This window comes from Streptomyces sp. MCA2 (assembly GCF_023544705.1).
Classification (GTDB): Bacteria; Actinomycetota; Actinomycetes; order Streptomycetales; family Streptomycetaceae; genus Streptomyces; species Streptomyces decoyicus.
In genome coordinates, this window is the sequence record NZ_JAMJFM010000071.1 from 1 (window position 1) to 15,292 (window position 15,292).

Sequence of the window (15,292 nt, forward strand, 5' to 3'; positions counted from 1 at the left end):
ACGGCGTCCGACGGGCAGGCGGACCGGGTCAGCCGCTGTGCCGCCTGCGCAGCGCCGCCGAGAGGGACAGCCCCAGGGCGAGCAGGGCGGCGGCGCCCGCGAGCGTCGTGGCGGCGGTCACCGGCAGGCTGTCGTCCGCGAGCGCACCCGCCGTGACGGGGCGCCGGGCAGGGGGTTCCCCGGCCTCGGCCGGCCCCTTCCCGTAGCCGCCGGCCTCGCCCCGCTTGTCGTACGCGGAGCCGGGGAGCTTGTCCCCGTAGGCCTGCGCCACCCGCTTCTGGTAGGCGGCGACGGTGGTGCCGTGCGCGCCGACGGCCTTGCGGGCGTCGGCGTCCAGCGGCTCGATCCGGTCGCCGTGCTGCACATACCAGGCGTCGGTCTGCGGCTCGTGGAAGACCGTGCCGCCCTTGGCCCGTGCGGCCCCGGCCGCGGTGTAGCGGGTCTCGTCGTCGCCGCCGGCGATGTTGACGACCTTCCAGGTGTCGCCCCGCCGCGCGGTCCACACCGAGGCGGTGCGGCCGTCACCGGCGACGGCCTTGCTGGCGAGGAACTCCGGGCGGGCGACGGGCACCCCGTCCCGGCCGCGGACGAAGTCCGGTGACAGGACGTGGACGGGGACCGTGCCGCCCTCGATGTGCACCACGGCCCGCGCGGTGCCGGGTGCCACGGCGCGTGCGCCGCTGCGCTTCCGGTCGGCGGCGAAGAAGCGGGCCACGGTGTCGAGGGTCGCGGGGGTGGTGGCCGCGGCGTGCGCGGCCGTGACGCTCGCCCGGCCCGGGGTCAGGGGCGTGGGCACCGGTGCGGCCGTTGCGGTGTGCGGGGCGAGGCCGAGGAGAGCGGCGGCGAACGTGCCGGTGGCGACGGCGCGGAGGGCGGTGCGGACGGCGGTGCGCTTCGTCATGGCCTCAGGCTCCTATCCGGTACAGGGAGTGTGTCCAGGCGAAGGAGCTGCCGTTCACGTAGTAGTCGAAATCGCCCCAGTTGTAGCGATTGTTGGTCGCCCATGGATCACCCCAGTAAACCCAATGGCGATCCGTGTCATATCCGTAAATCACATGCATGTGGCCACCGCCGGAGGACCACTGGATGCGGGTCTCGAGGGGCCGGTTGGCGTCGATCTCGCTCCGCACGGTGTCGTAGCCGAGCCAACCGCTCACGTAGGAACCGGAGTTGAGGCCCATCCAGGCGAACGCGTTCTGCACATTGCCGAGGGTGGCCTGGTCGTTGGGGCAGGCGGTGCCCTGCTGGCGCTGGAAGGCGGCGTTGCAGAACTGGGTCTGGCTGTAGTTCCTGCCGTACCAGGCCGCGATGGTGTTGCCGGAGCCCGCCCAGCACCAGTTGGTCTGCTCCTGGGCCTGCATGGAGACGCCGAGGCGGTTGGCGGCGCGCGGGGCGGCGGCCTGCTCCGCGGTGGTGGCAGCGTGCGCCGGGGGCGCGAGGGGCGCTGCCGAGGCGGCGGTCGTCCCGGTGAGCAGGGTGAGTGCGGCGGCGGTGAGCGCGGCGGCCGACAGCCGTCTGCGGCGGGAACGGCGTGCGTGGGGTGCACGAGTCATGGCGTTCCTCCCGAACTGAGGGGGGTGAGGGGGAGAGGAGCGCATCCGGATGCTGCTGAGGAGCATCAAGTGTTGTCGCAGGCAGGTCAACACGCTTCAATGCGAGGTGACATGGGGGTGTGGACGGACACGCCCCCATGTGAACGGCCGGTGCCCGGCGTACTGCGGTGAACAGGCAGGCAGAGCGTGCAGCGTGCGATCCGGTTGTGAACGTTCACGCGCGCGCCGGAGGAATGAAGCAATGGCACAAAACACCCCCCCATCGCCGGACTTGACCCAACTGCTGCGGACCGGTCCGTTCCATCTCGCGCTGCGCTCCGCGCTCACCGAACGGGGTCTCGCCCTCACCCGCGTCCAGCACAAGCTCGCCCAGCGTGGCATCACCATCGGGGTGACCAGCCTGAGTTACTGGCAGCAGGGCGCCCGGCGGCCGCAGCGCCCCGAGTCACTGCGGGCGGTGCGCGCCCTGGAAGAGGTCCTCGACCTGCCCGCGTACTCGCTGCACCGGCTGCTGGTGCCGGAGGGCCGCACCCCCGAGGCCGAGCGGCCGGCCGCCCGCTCGTACCGCTCGCTGATGGCGCCCGCCACCGCGCTGCGGCAGCTGTTCGCCGAGCTGGAGGCCCCCGCGGACGGCGGGCTGCACACCGTGGGCCATCACGAGCGGGTCCGCATCGGGCCCGAGCGCCGGCTCCTCGGACGCGAATCGCTCCAGGTGGTCCGCGCCCACCGGGACGGCGTGGACCGCTATGTCGCCATCCACCGGGGCGACCCGGGCTGCGATCCGTCCCGGGTGCGGGTGCGGGCCGCGGAGAACTGCCGGCTGGGCCGGGTGCGCGGGCACGCCGAGGCCGGGATGGTGGTCGCCGAGCTGCTCTTCGACGCCCGGCTGCGGGCCGGCGACACCCATGTCTTCGGCTACGCCTTCGAGGACGGCAGCGGCGGCCCGAGCACGGAGTATCTGCGCGGCTTCAGCTTCGCCGGCGGCCAGTACGTCCTCCAGGTGCGCTTCGACGAGGCGGCGCTGCCGGTGCGCTGCTGCCGTTTCGCCCAGACCTCGGCGGGCGCCCCGCGCAGCGGCCGGCAGGAGCTGACCCTCAGCGGGCGGCACCGCGCCGTGCACCTCGTCGAGCAGGGCGTACGGCCCGGGATCCTGGGCATCGCCTGGGACTGGGGGTGAGGCCCCGGCAGCGCCTGCCGGCCCGGCGCCTCAGCCCGCGATCAGCTTGCCGCCCTCGGCCTTGACCGGGACCTCGGGCAGCGGCTCGGTCGCCGGCCCCTGGAGGACCTTGCCGGTGGTGACGTCGAAGCGGCTGCCGTGGCAGGGGCAGTTGCCCTCTACCTTCTCGACCTCGGCCAGGACGCAGCCGGCGTGGGTGCACTTGGCGCTGAAGCATTTGAAGGTGCCCTTGGCGGGCTGCGACACCACGAGCCGGTCCTCGCGGTAGAGCCTGGCGCCGCCGACCGGCACCTCGGCGGCGGCCCCGAGTTCGACCGGCTCGGAGGGCACCGCCGAGGCGTTCGCACCCGAGTCCCCCGGTGAGCAGGCCGCCAGGCCGAAGCCGGCGGCGCCGGCGAGCGCGGCCCCCCGCAGCACGGTGCGGCGGGCGGGGGACTGGCTCATGGCTGCTCCGGAGGTGACGGCGTCAGTGGCTGGCGGATCCCGACGATACCGGCACAGATCCTTCCGCTTCCCGCCGGGCCGGACGCCCCCGCAGCAGGTCCTGCTCGATCTCCTCCAGGCTCCGGCCCTTGGTCTCCGGCAGCAGCCGCTGCACGAAGAGGAACGCCAGCAGGGTCGTACCGGCGAAGAACAGGAAGTTGATACCGGCGCCCCAGGCGTGCAGCAGCGACGGGAAGACCAGCGCGACGATCATGTTGAACAGCCAGTTGAAGAGCACACACAGGCTGACCGCGGCCGCCCTGATCCGCATCGGGAACAGCTCGGGCAGCATCACCCACTGCACCGGCCCCCAGGAGATCGCGAAGGACGCGATGTAGAGCGCGATCCCCCCGAGGGTGAGCACGGACAGCAGCGCGCCGTAGCCGAGCCCGGAGAGGTTGGTGACGGCCAGCAGCACCATCGCCGCGCACATGCCCAGCGCGCCGAACAGCAGCAGCGGCTTGCGCCCCTTGCGGTCGATGAGCCGCATCGCCGGGAGCGTCATCAGCATGTTGAGCAGGCCGATCCCGACGTTCGCGAGGATCGCGCCGTTCGAGCCGAAACCGATGTCGGTGAGCAGGGTCGGCGCGTAGTAGATGATCGTGTTGATGCCGACGAAGTTCTGGAAAAGGACCAGCAGCATCCCCACGACGAACACCGGACGCAGCCGCGGTGACAGCAGCCGCCGCACGGTCAGCGGCTCGCTCCGCTCCCGCTCGGTGCGCTCGGCCCGCTCGATCTCCGCCAGCTCCTCCCCCGCCGCCCCGGCGTCGCCGCGCAGCCGGGTCAGCACCGTACGGGCCTCGTCGGTGCGGCCCTTGCCCACCAGCCAGCGCGGGCTCTCCGGCTGGGTGAGGATGCCCAGCGCCAGGATGGCGGCCGGGACCACACCGAGGCCGATCATCCAGCGCCAGGCCTCGGCGTCGGCCAGCAGATAGTCGGTGACGTACGCGACGAAGATGCCGACCGTGACCAGCAGCTGCATCAGGGACGTCAGGCCGCCGCGCAGCTGCTTGGGGGCGAGTTCGGTGAGGTAGAGCGGGACGACGACGGAGGCGATGCCGACGCCGATGCCGATCACGCACCGGAAGGCGATCAGCGAGGCGGGGCCGAAGGCGAAGGAGGCACCCAGCGTGCCGAGGATGAAGACCCCGGACGCCGCGAGAATCAGCCGGCGGCGCCCCCAGGAGTCGCTCAGCCGCCCCGAGAGCCCCGCGCCGAGCATGGCGCCCACCAGGAGGCCCGAGACGACCAGGCCCTCCAGGAGCGGGGTGAGGGCGATGTCGTTCTTGATGAAGAGCATGGCGCCGGAGATGACCCCGGTGTCATAGCCCCACAGGATGCCGCCCAGCGCCCCGAAGACCCAGATCAGCGCGTTCTTGATGCGTGCGGGCACGGCGCTCAGCCCTTCTGCGGGGCGATATGGATCTTGCGGCCGGTGCCCGCCCGGAACCGGGCGACCGCCTCGTCGAAGTCGTCCAGACCATAGACGTCGCTGACCAGCGAGTCGACGGGGACTCCGCCGAGGCCGCCGGCCAGCACGTCGATGGCGGGCTGGAAGCTGTGGTGCACCGCCATCGAGCCGATGATGTCGATCTCGTGGTGGTAGACGCGGTACGGCGAGAAGGACGCCGCGCGCGCCGGGTCGGCGACGCCGAACTGGAGGAACGTCCCGCCGCGGCGCACCCGGCCCAGCCCGTCCTCGATGGCCGCCACGGCGCCGGTCGCATCGACCACGACCTCGAAGCCGGGCGTCCGGCCGAGCTGGTCGGCGCTGGTCACGGCCGCGTCGACGCCGAAGGACCCGGCGAACGCCAGCCGGTCCTCGTTGAGGTCGACGACGGACACCGAGGCGGCGCCCGCGGTCCGTACGAGGGCGGCCATCAGCAGGCCCATGGTGCCGGCGCCGTAGATCAGATAGTGCTCACCGGAGCGGCGCGGTAGCCGGCCCAGGCCGTGCACCGCACAGGACAGCGGCTCGACGAGTCCCGCCGCGGCCTCCGAGAGGCTGTCGGGCAGGACGTAACAGCAGCGTGCGGGGACGGCGACCAGCTCGGCGAAGCCGCCGGCGCGGGTGACGCCGATCGCGGTGTAGTCCTCGCAGAGATTGCCGCGGCCGATCCGGCAGTAGTGGCAGGCGCCGCACGGCATGTTGGGATCGACGGCGACCCGCTCCCCGACCGCCCGGCCGGTCACCGCCGCGCCCACCGCCACGATCTCGCCGGTCAGCTCGTGCCCGGGGACCAACGGATAGGCCGCGGCGGGCAGCTCGCCGCCGAGCAGGTGCATATCGGTGCCGCACAGCCCGCAGGACGTGACGCGCACGACCACCTCATCGGGCTCCGGGACGGGGTCGGGCAGTTCGGTGACAGCGGTGCTGCCCCCCTTGCCCGGTGCGGTGACCACGAGCGCGCGCATCGGCGCCTCCTCACGACGTCGTGCGGGATTGCGATGTCGGGAAGGTAGCTTGGACGTAAACGCTTACGCAAGCGTTTACGTTTCGGGTGGGGTGCTCGTAATGTGGTGGACTTCGCGGGACGAGGCCGTGGGAGGCCGCGGCGCCGACGTGGTGCCGCACGCTCGGGGAGGAAGAGCCGGATGACGACGATGACGGATGTGGCGCGGCGTGCGGGGGTCTCCGTCGCCACGGTCTCGCATGTGCTGAACGAGACCCGTCCGGTCCGCCCCGACACCCGCGCCGCGGTGCTCGGCGCGATCGACGAGCTCGGCTACACCCACAACACCCTGGCCCGCTCCCTGGTCACCTCCCGCACCCGCTCGATCGGCCTGGCGGTCTCGGCGATCAGCAACCCGTACTTCACCGAGATCCTCCAGGGCGTCGAGGCGGGCGCCCTGGAGGCCGGCTACAGCCTGCTGCTCACCGATCCGCACGACGATCCGCAGCACGAGCGCAAGGTCGTCCAGCTGCTGCACGAACGGCGCGTGGACGGCATGATCGTGGCGCCGTCCGCGGAACCCTCCGCGATGGTGGAGTATCTGGCCCGCCGAGAGGTGCCCACCGTCTTCCTGGACCGGCTGGTCGGCGACGGCCATGACCAGGTGTGCGCCGAGAACACCGGCCCGGTGCGCCAACTGGTCGGACATCTGGCCGACTTGGGGCACACCCGGATCGGCCTGGTGGCCGGTCTGCCCGGGCTGAGCACGACCACCGAGCGGGTCCAGGGCTACCGCGAGGGGCTGCGCGCCTGCGGTCTGCCCTTCGCGCCCGAGCTCCTCGCCGGCGGCCACTCCGAGGCACAGGGCGCCCAGGACGCCACCCGCCGGCTGCTGGCCGTGCCGCAGCCGCCCACCGCGGTGATCACCGCCAACAACGCGATGACCATCGGCGCGCTGCGGGCCCTGCGCGAACTGGGCCTGGAGGTGCCCCGCGACATCGCGCTGGTCTGCTTCGACGACTTCTCGTGGGCCGATCTGTTCACACCCCGGCTGACCGCCATCGCCCAGCCCAGCAAGGACATCGGGGCGGCGGCGGTCCGGCTGCTGCTGGAACGCCTGACGGAGCCGGACCGGCCTCCGCGCACCGTCCGCCTCCCCTGCACCTTGGTGCACCGTACGTCGTGCGGCTGCGCCGAACCCGCCCCGGCCACGCCCCCGGCCGCCCAGGAAAGGAACCCCACCCCGTGATCGTCGTCGCCGGCGAGGCACTGATCGACCTCGTCCCCAGCCCGCAGGCCACTCCCCCGTCCGTGCCGGGCACCGGAGGTATCCCCACGCCGGACTCCCGGCTGCCGGCGCTGCTGCCGCGGCGCGGCGGCGGTCCGTACAACACCGCGGTCGCCCTGGGGCGGCTGGGCTCGCCCGCCGCGTTCTGCTCGCGGATCTCGACCGACGCCTTCGGTGAAGCGCTGCTCCAGGGGCTGCGCGGCGATGGTGTGGACACCTCTCTGGTGCAGCGCGGCGGTGAACCGACCACGCTCGCGGTGGCGGACATCAGTCCGGACGGGTCGGCAGGCTACGGCTTCTATGTGGACGGCACCGCCGACCGGCTCTTCACCCTGCCGCCGGCGCTGCCCGCCGCGGCCCGCGCGCTCTCCCTGGGCACCTGCTCGCTCGTCCTGGAACCGGGGGCGAGTGCGTACGAGTCCCTGCTGCGCCGCGAGGCCCGGCGCGGTGTCTTCACCGCGCTCGACCCCAACATCCGGGCCGGCCTGATCCCGGACCCGGACGCCTACCGGGCCCGCTTCCGTTCCTGGCTCCCCGACCTCGGCCTGCTGAAGCTGTCGGAGGAGGACGCCCTGTGGCTGGCCGGGTCCGGCGCCGCGCCGGGCGACGGCTGGGAGGCGGTCACCGCGGCGGCGAAGGAGTGGCTGGGCGCGGGGCCCTCGGCGATCGTCCTCACCCGTGGCGGGGACGGTCTGACGGTGCTGACGCGGGGCGGCGCGGAGCTGACGGTTCCCGGTGAGCGGGTCACCGTCGTCGACACCATCGGCGCCGGCGACACGGTCAATGCCGCGCTCCTGCACCGCCTGGACGCCCATGACGCGCTCTCCTGCGCCGCCGTCGCCGGCCTCGGCGATGACGACTGGCGCGACATCCTGCGCTTCGCCGCCCGCGCGGCCGCCGTCACCTGCTCACGCGCGGGCGCGGAACCGCCGTTCGCCACGGAGTTGGCGGCGTAGAGCGGGGGCGGGGCAGGGACCAGGGCCGGGCAGGGGCCGGGGCCGGGGGCTTCGGCGACCGCCCGTGTCCACGGCTGCGCTCACGCCCCGTACGCACGGCGGGCCGCCACCGCCCCCGTTGTACGGAGAGCAGTGACGGCCCGTCCAGGAACGGTCCGCCGGGTCAGGAGGCCTGGCGGGCCCGCGCCGTCGTCTTCTTGGCCGCGGTCTTCTTGGCAGCCGTCTTCTTCGCCGCCGTCGTCTTGGCAGCGGCCTTCTTGGCCGCCGGCTTCCTCGCGGAGGTCCCCGCCGGCGCGGCATCGCTGACGCGGTCGCCGAGGATCTCCCGCAGGAACTTGCCGGTGTGGCTGGCCGGGAGGGACGCGACATCCTCCGGCGTGCCCTCGGCGACGACCAGGCCGCCGCCGTTGCCGCCTTCGGGGCCCATGTCGACGACCCAGTCCGCCGTCTTGATCACATCGAGGTTGTGCTCGATGACGATCACGGTGTTGCCCTTGTCGACCAGGCCGGCCAGCACGTTGATCAGCTTGCTGATGTCGTCGAAGTGCAGACCGGTGGTCGGCTCGTCGAGGACGTAGACCGTGCTGCCCGTCGAGCGCTTCTGGAGCTCGCTGGCCAGCTTGACGCGCTGCGCCTCACCGCCCGAGAGCGTCGGCGCGGACTGCCCCAGCCGGACATAGCCGAGACCGACCTCGTTGAGCGTCTTGAGATGCCGGGCGATGGTCGGCACCGCCTCGAAGAAGCTCAGCGCCTCCTCGATGGGCATGTCCAGCACCTCGGCGATGGACTTGCCCTTGTAGTGGACCTCCAGCGTCTCCCGGTTGTAGCGCGCACCGTGGCAGACCTCGCACGGCACATACACATCCGGCAGGAAGTTCATCTCGATCTTGATCGTGCCGTCGCCGGAGCAGTTCTCGCAGCGGCCGCCCTTGACGTTGAAGGAGAAGCGTCCCGGCAGATAGCCGCGGACCTTGGCCTCCATCGTCTCCGCGAAGAGCCTGCGGACATGATCGAAGACGCCGGTGTAGGTGGCCGGGTTGGAGCGCGGGGTGCGGCCGATCGGCGACTGGTCGACATGCACGACCTTGTCCACCAGATCGTCGCCGGCGACCCGGGTGTGCCGTCCCGGCACCGACTTGGCACCGTTCAGCTCGCGCGCCAGGTGGGTGTAGAGGATGTCGTTGACCAGCGTCGACTTGCCGGATCCGGAGACGCCGGTGACGGCGGTGAACACCCCGAGCGGGAAGGAGACGTCGATGTCGCGGAGGTTGTTCTCCTTCGCGCCATGGACCGTCAGCTGCCGCGACGGGTCGGCGGGCCGCCGGATGTCCGGCGTCGCGATGGCCTTCTTGCCGGCCAGATACTGACCGGTGATCGACTCCTTGTTGGTCAGCAGCTGCTTCATCGGGCCGCTGTGCACGACCTTGCCGCCGTGCTCACCCGCGCCCGGGCCGATGTCCACGACCCAGTCCGCGACCTTGATGGTGTCCTCGTCGTGCTCCACGACGATCAGGGTGTTGCCCATGTCGCGCAGCCGCACCAGGGTCTCGATGAGCCGGTGGTTGTCGCGCTGGTGCAGACCGATGGACGGCTCGTCGAGGACGTAGAGCACGCCCACCAGGCCGGAGCCGATCTGGGTGGCGAGGCGGATGCGCTGGGCCTCACCGCCGGAGAGGGTGCCGGCCGCGCGGTTCAGCGAGAGGTAGTCCAGGCCGACGTCGACCAGGAACTTCAGCCGCTCGTTGACCTCCTTGAGGACCCGCTCGGCGATCTTCTTCTCGCGCGCGTCGAGCGTCATCTCCCGCAGGAAGTCGGCACAGTCGCTGATCGACATGGCCGCGACCTCGGCGATCGACTTCTGCTGGACCGTGACGGCGAGGACGATCGGCTTGAGCCGGGTGCCCTCGCAGGTCGGGCAGGGCACCTCGCGCATATAGCCCTCGAAGCGCTCCCGGCTGCTGTCGCTCTCCGCCTCGGAGTGCCGCCGCTTGACGAACGGCACCGCGCCCTCGAAGGGGGTGGTGTAGGCCCGCTGGCGGCCGTACCGGTTGCGGTAGCGCACCTCGATCTGGGTCTTGTGGCCGTTGAGCAGGGCCTTCTTGGCGCGGGCCGGCAGCCCTGCCCAGGGGATGTCCGTACGGAATCCGAGGGCGTCCGCCAGCGCGCCGACCAGGCGGCCGAAGTACTCCTTGGTGTGGCCGTGCGACCACGGGTGGATCGCTCCCTCGTCCAGGGAACGGTCCTCGTCGGGGATGATCAGCTCGGGGTCGACCTCCATGCGCGTGCCGATGCCGGTGCAGTCCGGGCAGGCGCCGAAGGGCGAGTTGAAGGAGAAGGAGCGCGGCTCCAGCTCCTCGAAGGAGAGATCGTCGTAGGCGCAGTACAGATGCTCCGAATACATCCGCTCGCGCTGCGGGTCGTCCGCGTCCAGGTCGACGAAGTCGAGGATGACCATGCCACCGGAGAGCCCGAGGGCGGTCTCGACGGAGTCGGTCAGCCGGCGCTTGGCGGACTCCTTGACCGTGAGGCGGTCGACGACCACCTCGATGGTGTGCTTCTCCTGCTTCTTCAGCTTCGGCGGCTCGGAGAGCTGGATCGTCTCCCCGTCGACCCGCGCCCGGCTGTAGCCCTTGGTCTGGAGGTCGGAGAAGAGATCGACGAACTCGCCCTTGCGCTCGCGCACCAGCGGGGAGAGCACCTGGAAGCGGCTGCCCTCGGGGAGTTCGAGCACCTTGTCGACGATGGCCTGCGGCGACTGCCGGGCGATCGGACGCCCGCACTCGGGACAGTGCGGCTTGCCGATACGGGCGAAGAGCAGGCGGAGGTAGTCGTAGACCTCGGTGATCGTGCCGACCGTCGAGCGCGGGTTGCGCGACGTCGACTTCTGGTCGATCGATACCGCGGGGGACAGGCCCTCGATGAAGTCCACATCGGGCTTGTCCATCTGCCCGAGGAACTGCCGGGCATAGGAGGAGAGCGACTCGACATAACGCCGCTGCCCCTCGGCGAAGATCGTGTCGAAGGCGAGCGAGGACTTGCCCGACCCGGAGAGCCCCGTGAAGACGATGAGGGAGTCGCGGGGGAGGTCGAGCGAGACGTTCTTGAGGTTGTGCTCGCGAGCGCCACGGACGATGAGACGGTCGGCCACGCCGGTCGGCACCTTTCTTGGAAGGGGGTGGGGGCCGCGGCTCCACATCCGCCGCGCGGTGGGTGAGCAGAGGCGGCGGGGCGGAGCGGAGCCCCCGCCCCAGGGTATGGGGACCTCCGCGGCACTGTCTTTGGGATGCCACACACGAGCCTATAGCACGCGCATTCGATTTACCGGGCTCGCAAGCCCTCTTCACCCGAACGTGTGGCGGCCCCACAATCTTCCCGCGCCCGCCACACGCCCGTACGCTGCGGGAACTCTCCCGTCAGGCGAAGCCGGGCAGCGCCCGCTCCAGCGCATCGAACGTGCGCCGCAGCACCTCCGCCTGCTCAACGGCCACCTCGTCCACCGGGTCACCCCCGAGCTGCCGGGCCGCCGCTCCGGCAAACGCCGCCCGGATCCCCGCGATGATCAGCGCCGCGGCCAGCCGGACGTCACGGCCGGAGACGCCGGCCTCGCCGCCCACAGGGCCGAGGCGGCCGGCCTCGTCGCCCACGGCCTCGGCCAGCAGCACGGCGAGGGCGTCCTCCATCTCCTCGACCGCCTCGCGGCCCCGCGCCCGCAGCGCCGGCGAGTCCAGCACCGTGCGCCAGAAGTGCTCGAACCCCTCCCCCACGCCGGCCAGCGGATGCCGCTCCGCCAGCAGGCCGAGGGTGAGCCGGCGCAATGCGGCGAGCGGCGACTCGTCCGCGCCGCGCTCGCGGACGGCGCGGGTGAGCAGCTCCCGGCCCTCGGGGATCCGGTCGAGGAAGAGGTCCTCCTTGCGCGGGAAGTAGTTGAACACCGTCATCGTGGACACCTCGGCGGCGCGGGCCACCTCGGCGACCGTGACGTGGTCGAAGCCCCGCCGGATGAACAGCAGCGTGGCCTCGCCGGAGATCCGCTGCCGGGTGCGCAGCTTCTTGCGCTCGCGCAGCGTCAGCCGTCCGTCCTCCTCGGCGAAACCGGTCTCCGCCTGCCGGCCGCCGGTCCGCCCGCCGTCCGTCGCCGGTTCACCACCGCGCCGCTCCTGATCCGTCATGGCCGGAATCCTAGGGTAATTTTTAGCCGCAACAAATTTATAGTCACTACACTTACGCTCATGAATCATGACGCAGACGTAGTAGTGGCAGGGGGCGGCCCGGTGGGGCTGATGCTCGCCTGCGAACTCGCCCTGGCGAAGGTGTCGGTCATCGTCCTGGAGCGGCTGACCGACGTGGATACGACGATCAAGGCAGGGGCGATCAACTCCCCCACCGCGGAGGCCTTCTACCGGCGCGGGATGCTGCCCGGCCTGGCGGAGGCACAGCGCGAGGCCTTCGAGAGGTTCGGTTCGTTCCTGCGGCAGCGCCGGGCCGCCGGCGCCACCGGGGTGAAACAGCCTCCGAAGTTCGCCGGGCACTTCGCCGGCATCATGCTGCGCGGCGATCTGCTGGACGCGTCCGACCCGGACTTCGACGGCCCCGGGCCCGCCGCCGAGGTCGGGCTCGTACCGCAGGAGGCCCTGGAACGGCTGCTCGGCGCCCGCGCCGCCGAGCTGGGCGTCGACCTGCGCCGCGGAGTGACCCTGACCGGCTTCGACGCCGGCGAGGACGGGGTGCAGGTCCACACCTCGGAGGGGTCGCTGCGCACCGGCCGGCTGGTCGGCTGCGACGGCGGCCGCAGCACGGTCCGCCGGCTCGCCGGTTTCCCCTTCCCCGGTACGGCTCCCGAGATCACCGGCCGTCAGGCCCTCGTGGAGATGACCGGCGCCGACGCCCTGGGCGCCGGCTGGCACTGGACCAGCACCGGGACCTATGCCCACGGCCCCCTGCCCGGCCGGATCCTCACCGTGGAGTTCGACGGGCCGCCCGCGGACCGTGAAGCCCCCGTCACCGCCGAGGAGTTGGAGACTTCACTGCGGAAGGTTTCCGGGGTGGCGGACGTCAGGATCCACAAGGTGCTCTCGGCGACCCGGTTCACGGACAATGCGCGCCAGGTGCCCGACTACCGTGCGGGGCGGGTGCTGCTCGCCGGTGACGCGGCGCACGTCCACTCGCCGTTCGGCGGCCAGGGGCTGAACCTCGGCATCGGCGACGCGATGAACCTCGGCTGGAAGCTGGCCGCCACGGTGCGCGGCTGGGCTCCCGAGGGGCTGCTCGACACGTACACCGCCGAGCGGCACCCCCTGGGCGCATGGGTACTGGAGTGGACCCGGGCCCAAGTGGCGCTGATGCGGCCGGAGTCGCATACCCGGGCGCTGCGCGGGGTGCTCGCCGAGCTGACCGGGACGGTCGACGCCACCACCTTCTTCGCCAAGAAGATCTCCGGTGCCGGGCAGCGCTACGACCTGCCCGGCAGCCATCCGCTGACCGGTCGCAGCGCACCCGACCTGGTGCTCTCCGACGGCACCCGGCTCGCCGGGCATCTCCACAGCGGGCAGGGGCTGTTGCTCGATCTCGCCGATGACGGCGAGGTGCGCAAGCGCGCCGCGGGATACGGCGACCGGCTGCGGGTGCTCACGGCTGGCTGCCCGGAGCGGCCCGGTCTGGCCGGCCTCCTGGTGCGGCCGGACGGTGCCACCGCCTGGGCTGCGGACTCCCCCGGCGGCCCGGACGCGCCGGACGAGCTGGACGCCGCGCTCCGGCGCTGGTTCGGAACGCCCGACGCGGCGGCGGCCTGACCACCGCGGGCGGCGCGGACCGGCGGCCCTTCCGGCTGCCACGCGCCGCCCGCTCCGCCCGCGTACGCCCCGATCGGCTCCGGCCCACTCCCGAACCCGCCCCGGCGGCGCTAGCGTCGGACCATGACCCTCACCCCGCCCGACTTCCCGCGCGATGTGGCAGCCGTCCGCGAGGCCACCGACCGGCTCCTTGTCGCGGTGAGCAAGCTCGACGACGCGGCGATCGGCGAGCCGTCGCTGCTCCCCGGCTGGACCCGCGGCCATGTCCTCGCCCATCTGGCACGCAACGCCGACGCGCTGGGCAACCTCCTCACCTGGGCGCGAACGGAGGTGCGGACGCCGATGTACGCCGGCCCCGAGGCCCGTCAGGCCGATATCGAGCAGGGCGCCGACCGGCCGCTGGCGGCGCACCTGGAGGATCTCAAGGAGACCGCCGCGCGGTTCGACGCGGCGATGGACGCGCTGCCCGAGGCCCGCCGGGCGTACGAGGTCGAGATGCGCAACGACGTCGTCGAACGGGCGGACCGGCTGCCCCTGCGCCGGCTGGCCGAACTCGAACTGCACCATGTCGACCTCGGCGTGGGCCACACCGTCGACCAGCTGTCGCCCGCCTTCGTCGACCGCGAACTGGCCTTCCTGGCCACGATCAAGTTCGCCGGGCACCCGGATCTGCCCGCGCTGGAACTGCGGGCCGACGACGGCCGCCGCTGGCACACCGGCCGCCTCGGCCCCGGATCGGGCGCCGAGGCCGCACCCGTGGTGGTGACGGGCTCCGCGACCGCGCTGGTGGGCTGGCTCACCGGACGCGGCGACGGCCGCAAACTCGACAGCCACGGCTCCGTCCTGCCCGAGGTGCCGCCGCTCTAGAGGTGCCGCCGCTCTAGAGTGGTCCCATGGGCTACAGCGGAGCAGTGAAGGTCGGCGGACCGGCCGACGTGCACGAGCTGACCGACCTGATGATCTCGAAGGTCGCGGTCGGTCCGATGGACAACAACGCCTATGTGCTGCGGTGCCGGGCGACCGATGAGCAACTGCTGATCGATGCGGCCGCCGAACCGCACACCCTTCTCGCGCTGATCGGCGACAGCGGCATCGCCTCCGTGGTCACCACGCACCGGCACGGTGACCACTGGGGCGCGCTGCGCGAGGTCGTCGAGGCGACGGGCGCGCGGACCTATGCGGGGCGCCATGACGCCGAGGGCATCCCCGTCCCCACGGACGTGCTGGTCGAGGACGGCGACACCCTCAGGGTCGGCCGTGTCGAGCTGACCGCGCGCCATCTGGCCGGACACACGCCGGGCAGCATCGCGCTGGTCTACGACGACCCGCACGGCGCCCCTCATCTCTTCACCGGGGACTGCCTGTTCCCCGGCGGCGTCGGCAACACCTTCGGCAGCGCCGAGAACTTCACCCGCCTGATCGACGATGTGGAGCGCAAGCTCTTCGGCGAACTGCCCGACGAGACCTGGGTCTACCCGGGCCACGGCAGCGACACCACCCTCGGCGCGGAGCGGCCGCACCTCGCGCAGTGGCACGAGCGCGGCTGGTAGGACAGGAGAGCGGCGCCACAGGCCGCGGATCACGCGACGGCGCCCGGTTCCCGCTCCGGCAAGGAGGGGGAACCGGGCGCCGTCGGTGTTGTACCACGGT

At 72.2% G+C, this 15,292-nt stretch carries 13 protein-coding genes; 6 read left to right on the top strand and 7 right to left on the bottom strand.

Annotation, left to right across the window (positions count from 1 at the left end):
* Positions 1-28 precede the first annotated feature (28 nt).
* Both M8I34_RS37120 and M8I34_RS37125 read right to left on the bottom strand, forming a co-directional pair.
* Positions 29-901, bottom strand: coding sequence for a hypothetical protein (locus M8I34_RS37120; RefSeq protein ID WP_250057312.1), 873 nt, complete (start codon positions 899-901; stop codon positions 29-31).
* 4 nt (positions 902-905) lie between these two features.
* Positions 906-1,553, bottom strand: a complete 648-nt coding sequence (locus tag M8I34_RS37125; protein ID WP_250057313.1) for a papain-like cysteine protease family protein — start codon at positions 1,551-1,553, stop codon at positions 906-908.
* 241 nt (positions 1,554-1,794) lie between these two features.
* Here M8I34_RS37125 and M8I34_RS37130 point away from each other — a divergent pair, with 241 nt between their 5' ends.
* Positions 1,795-2,730, top strand: coding sequence for a hypothetical protein (locus M8I34_RS37130; protein ID WP_250057314.1), 936 nt, complete (start codon positions 1,795-1,797; stop codon positions 2,728-2,730).
* 30 nt (positions 2,731-2,760) lie between these two features.
* Here M8I34_RS37130 and M8I34_RS37135 read toward each other — a convergent pair whose 3' ends face one another.
* The 3 genes from M8I34_RS37135 to M8I34_RS37145 are packed head-to-tail and all read right to left on the bottom strand — an operon-like array spanning position 2,761 to position 5,631.
* Positions 2,761-3,174 carry a Rieske (2Fe-2S) protein gene (locus M8I34_RS37135; protein ID WP_250057315.1) on the bottom strand — a complete coding sequence of 138 codons (414 nt, stop codon included), beginning with the start codon at positions 3,172-3,174 and terminating at the stop codon, positions 2,761-2,763.
* A 22-nt stretch (positions 3,175-3,196) separates the two neighbouring features.
* Positions 3,197-4,609, bottom strand: a complete 1,413-nt coding sequence (locus tag M8I34_RS37140) for a sugar porter family MFS transporter (RefSeq protein ID WP_250057316.1) — start codon at positions 4,607-4,609, stop codon at positions 3,197-3,199.
* Between the two features lie 5 nt (positions 4,610-4,614).
* Positions 4,615-5,631: a zinc-dependent alcohol dehydrogenase family protein gene (locus M8I34_RS37145; protein WP_250057317.1), complete on the bottom strand. Its 1,017-nt coding sequence runs from the start codon at positions 5,629-5,631 to the stop codon at positions 4,615-4,617.
* Between the two features lie 180 nt (positions 5,632-5,811).
* Between M8I34_RS37145 and M8I34_RS37150 the strand changes: the two genes are divergently transcribed.
* Together M8I34_RS37150 and M8I34_RS37155 are read left to right on the top strand one after the other, a co-directional pair.
* Positions 5,812-6,858: a LacI family DNA-binding transcriptional regulator gene (locus M8I34_RS37150; RefSeq protein ID WP_250057319.1), complete on the top strand. Its 1,047-nt coding sequence runs from the start codon at positions 5,812-5,814 to the stop codon at positions 6,856-6,858.
* Entirely contained in the window at positions 6,855-7,853 is a 999-nt protein-coding gene (locus M8I34_RS37155; protein ID WP_250057321.1) for a carbohydrate kinase, read from the top strand. Before M8I34_RS37150 ends, M8I34_RS37155 begins: the two co-directional genes overlap by 4 nt.
* A 163-nt stretch (positions 7,854-8,016) precedes the next feature.
* Here M8I34_RS37155 and uvrA read toward each other — a convergent pair whose 3' ends face one another.
* Together uvrA and M8I34_RS37165 are read right to left on the bottom strand one after the other, a co-directional pair.
* Positions 8,017-11,001, bottom strand: a complete 2,985-nt coding sequence (gene uvrA, locus M8I34_RS37160; RefSeq protein WP_250057323.1) for an excinuclease ABC subunit UvrA — start codon at positions 10,999-11,001, stop codon at positions 8,017-8,019.
* 265 nt (positions 11,002-11,266) lie between these two features.
* Positions 11,267-12,022: a TetR/AcrR family transcriptional regulator gene (locus tag M8I34_RS37165; RefSeq protein WP_250057325.1), complete on the bottom strand. Its 756-nt coding sequence runs from the start codon at positions 12,020-12,022 to the stop codon at positions 11,267-11,269.
* Positions 12,023-12,082: 60 nt separating this feature from the next.
* On the opposite strand from M8I34_RS37165, the gene M8I34_RS37170 reads away from it, so the two are divergent.
* The 3 genes from M8I34_RS37170 to M8I34_RS37180 all read left to right on the top strand — a co-directional run bounded on the left by M8I34_RS37170 (position 12,083) and on the right by M8I34_RS37180 (position 15,192).
* Positions 12,083-13,642 (top strand): FAD-dependent monooxygenase, encoded by a 1,560-nt coding sequence (locus M8I34_RS37170; protein ID WP_250057328.1) that lies wholly within the window; start codon positions 12,083-12,085, stop codon positions 13,640-13,642.
* 123 nt (positions 13,643-13,765) lie between these two features.
* The gene (locus tag M8I34_RS37175; protein WP_250057329.1) at positions 13,766-14,509 is read left to right on the top strand and encodes a maleylpyruvate isomerase family mycothiol-dependent enzyme; all 744 of its coding nucleotides are present in this window, start codon (positions 13,766-13,768) and stop codon (positions 14,507-14,509) included.
* A 26-nt stretch (positions 14,510-14,535) separates the two neighbouring features.
* Entirely contained in the window at positions 14,536-15,192 is a 657-nt protein-coding gene (locus M8I34_RS37180; RefSeq protein WP_030993057.1) for an MBL fold metallo-hydrolase, read from the top strand.
* Positions 15,193-15,292 lie beyond the last annotated feature (100 nt).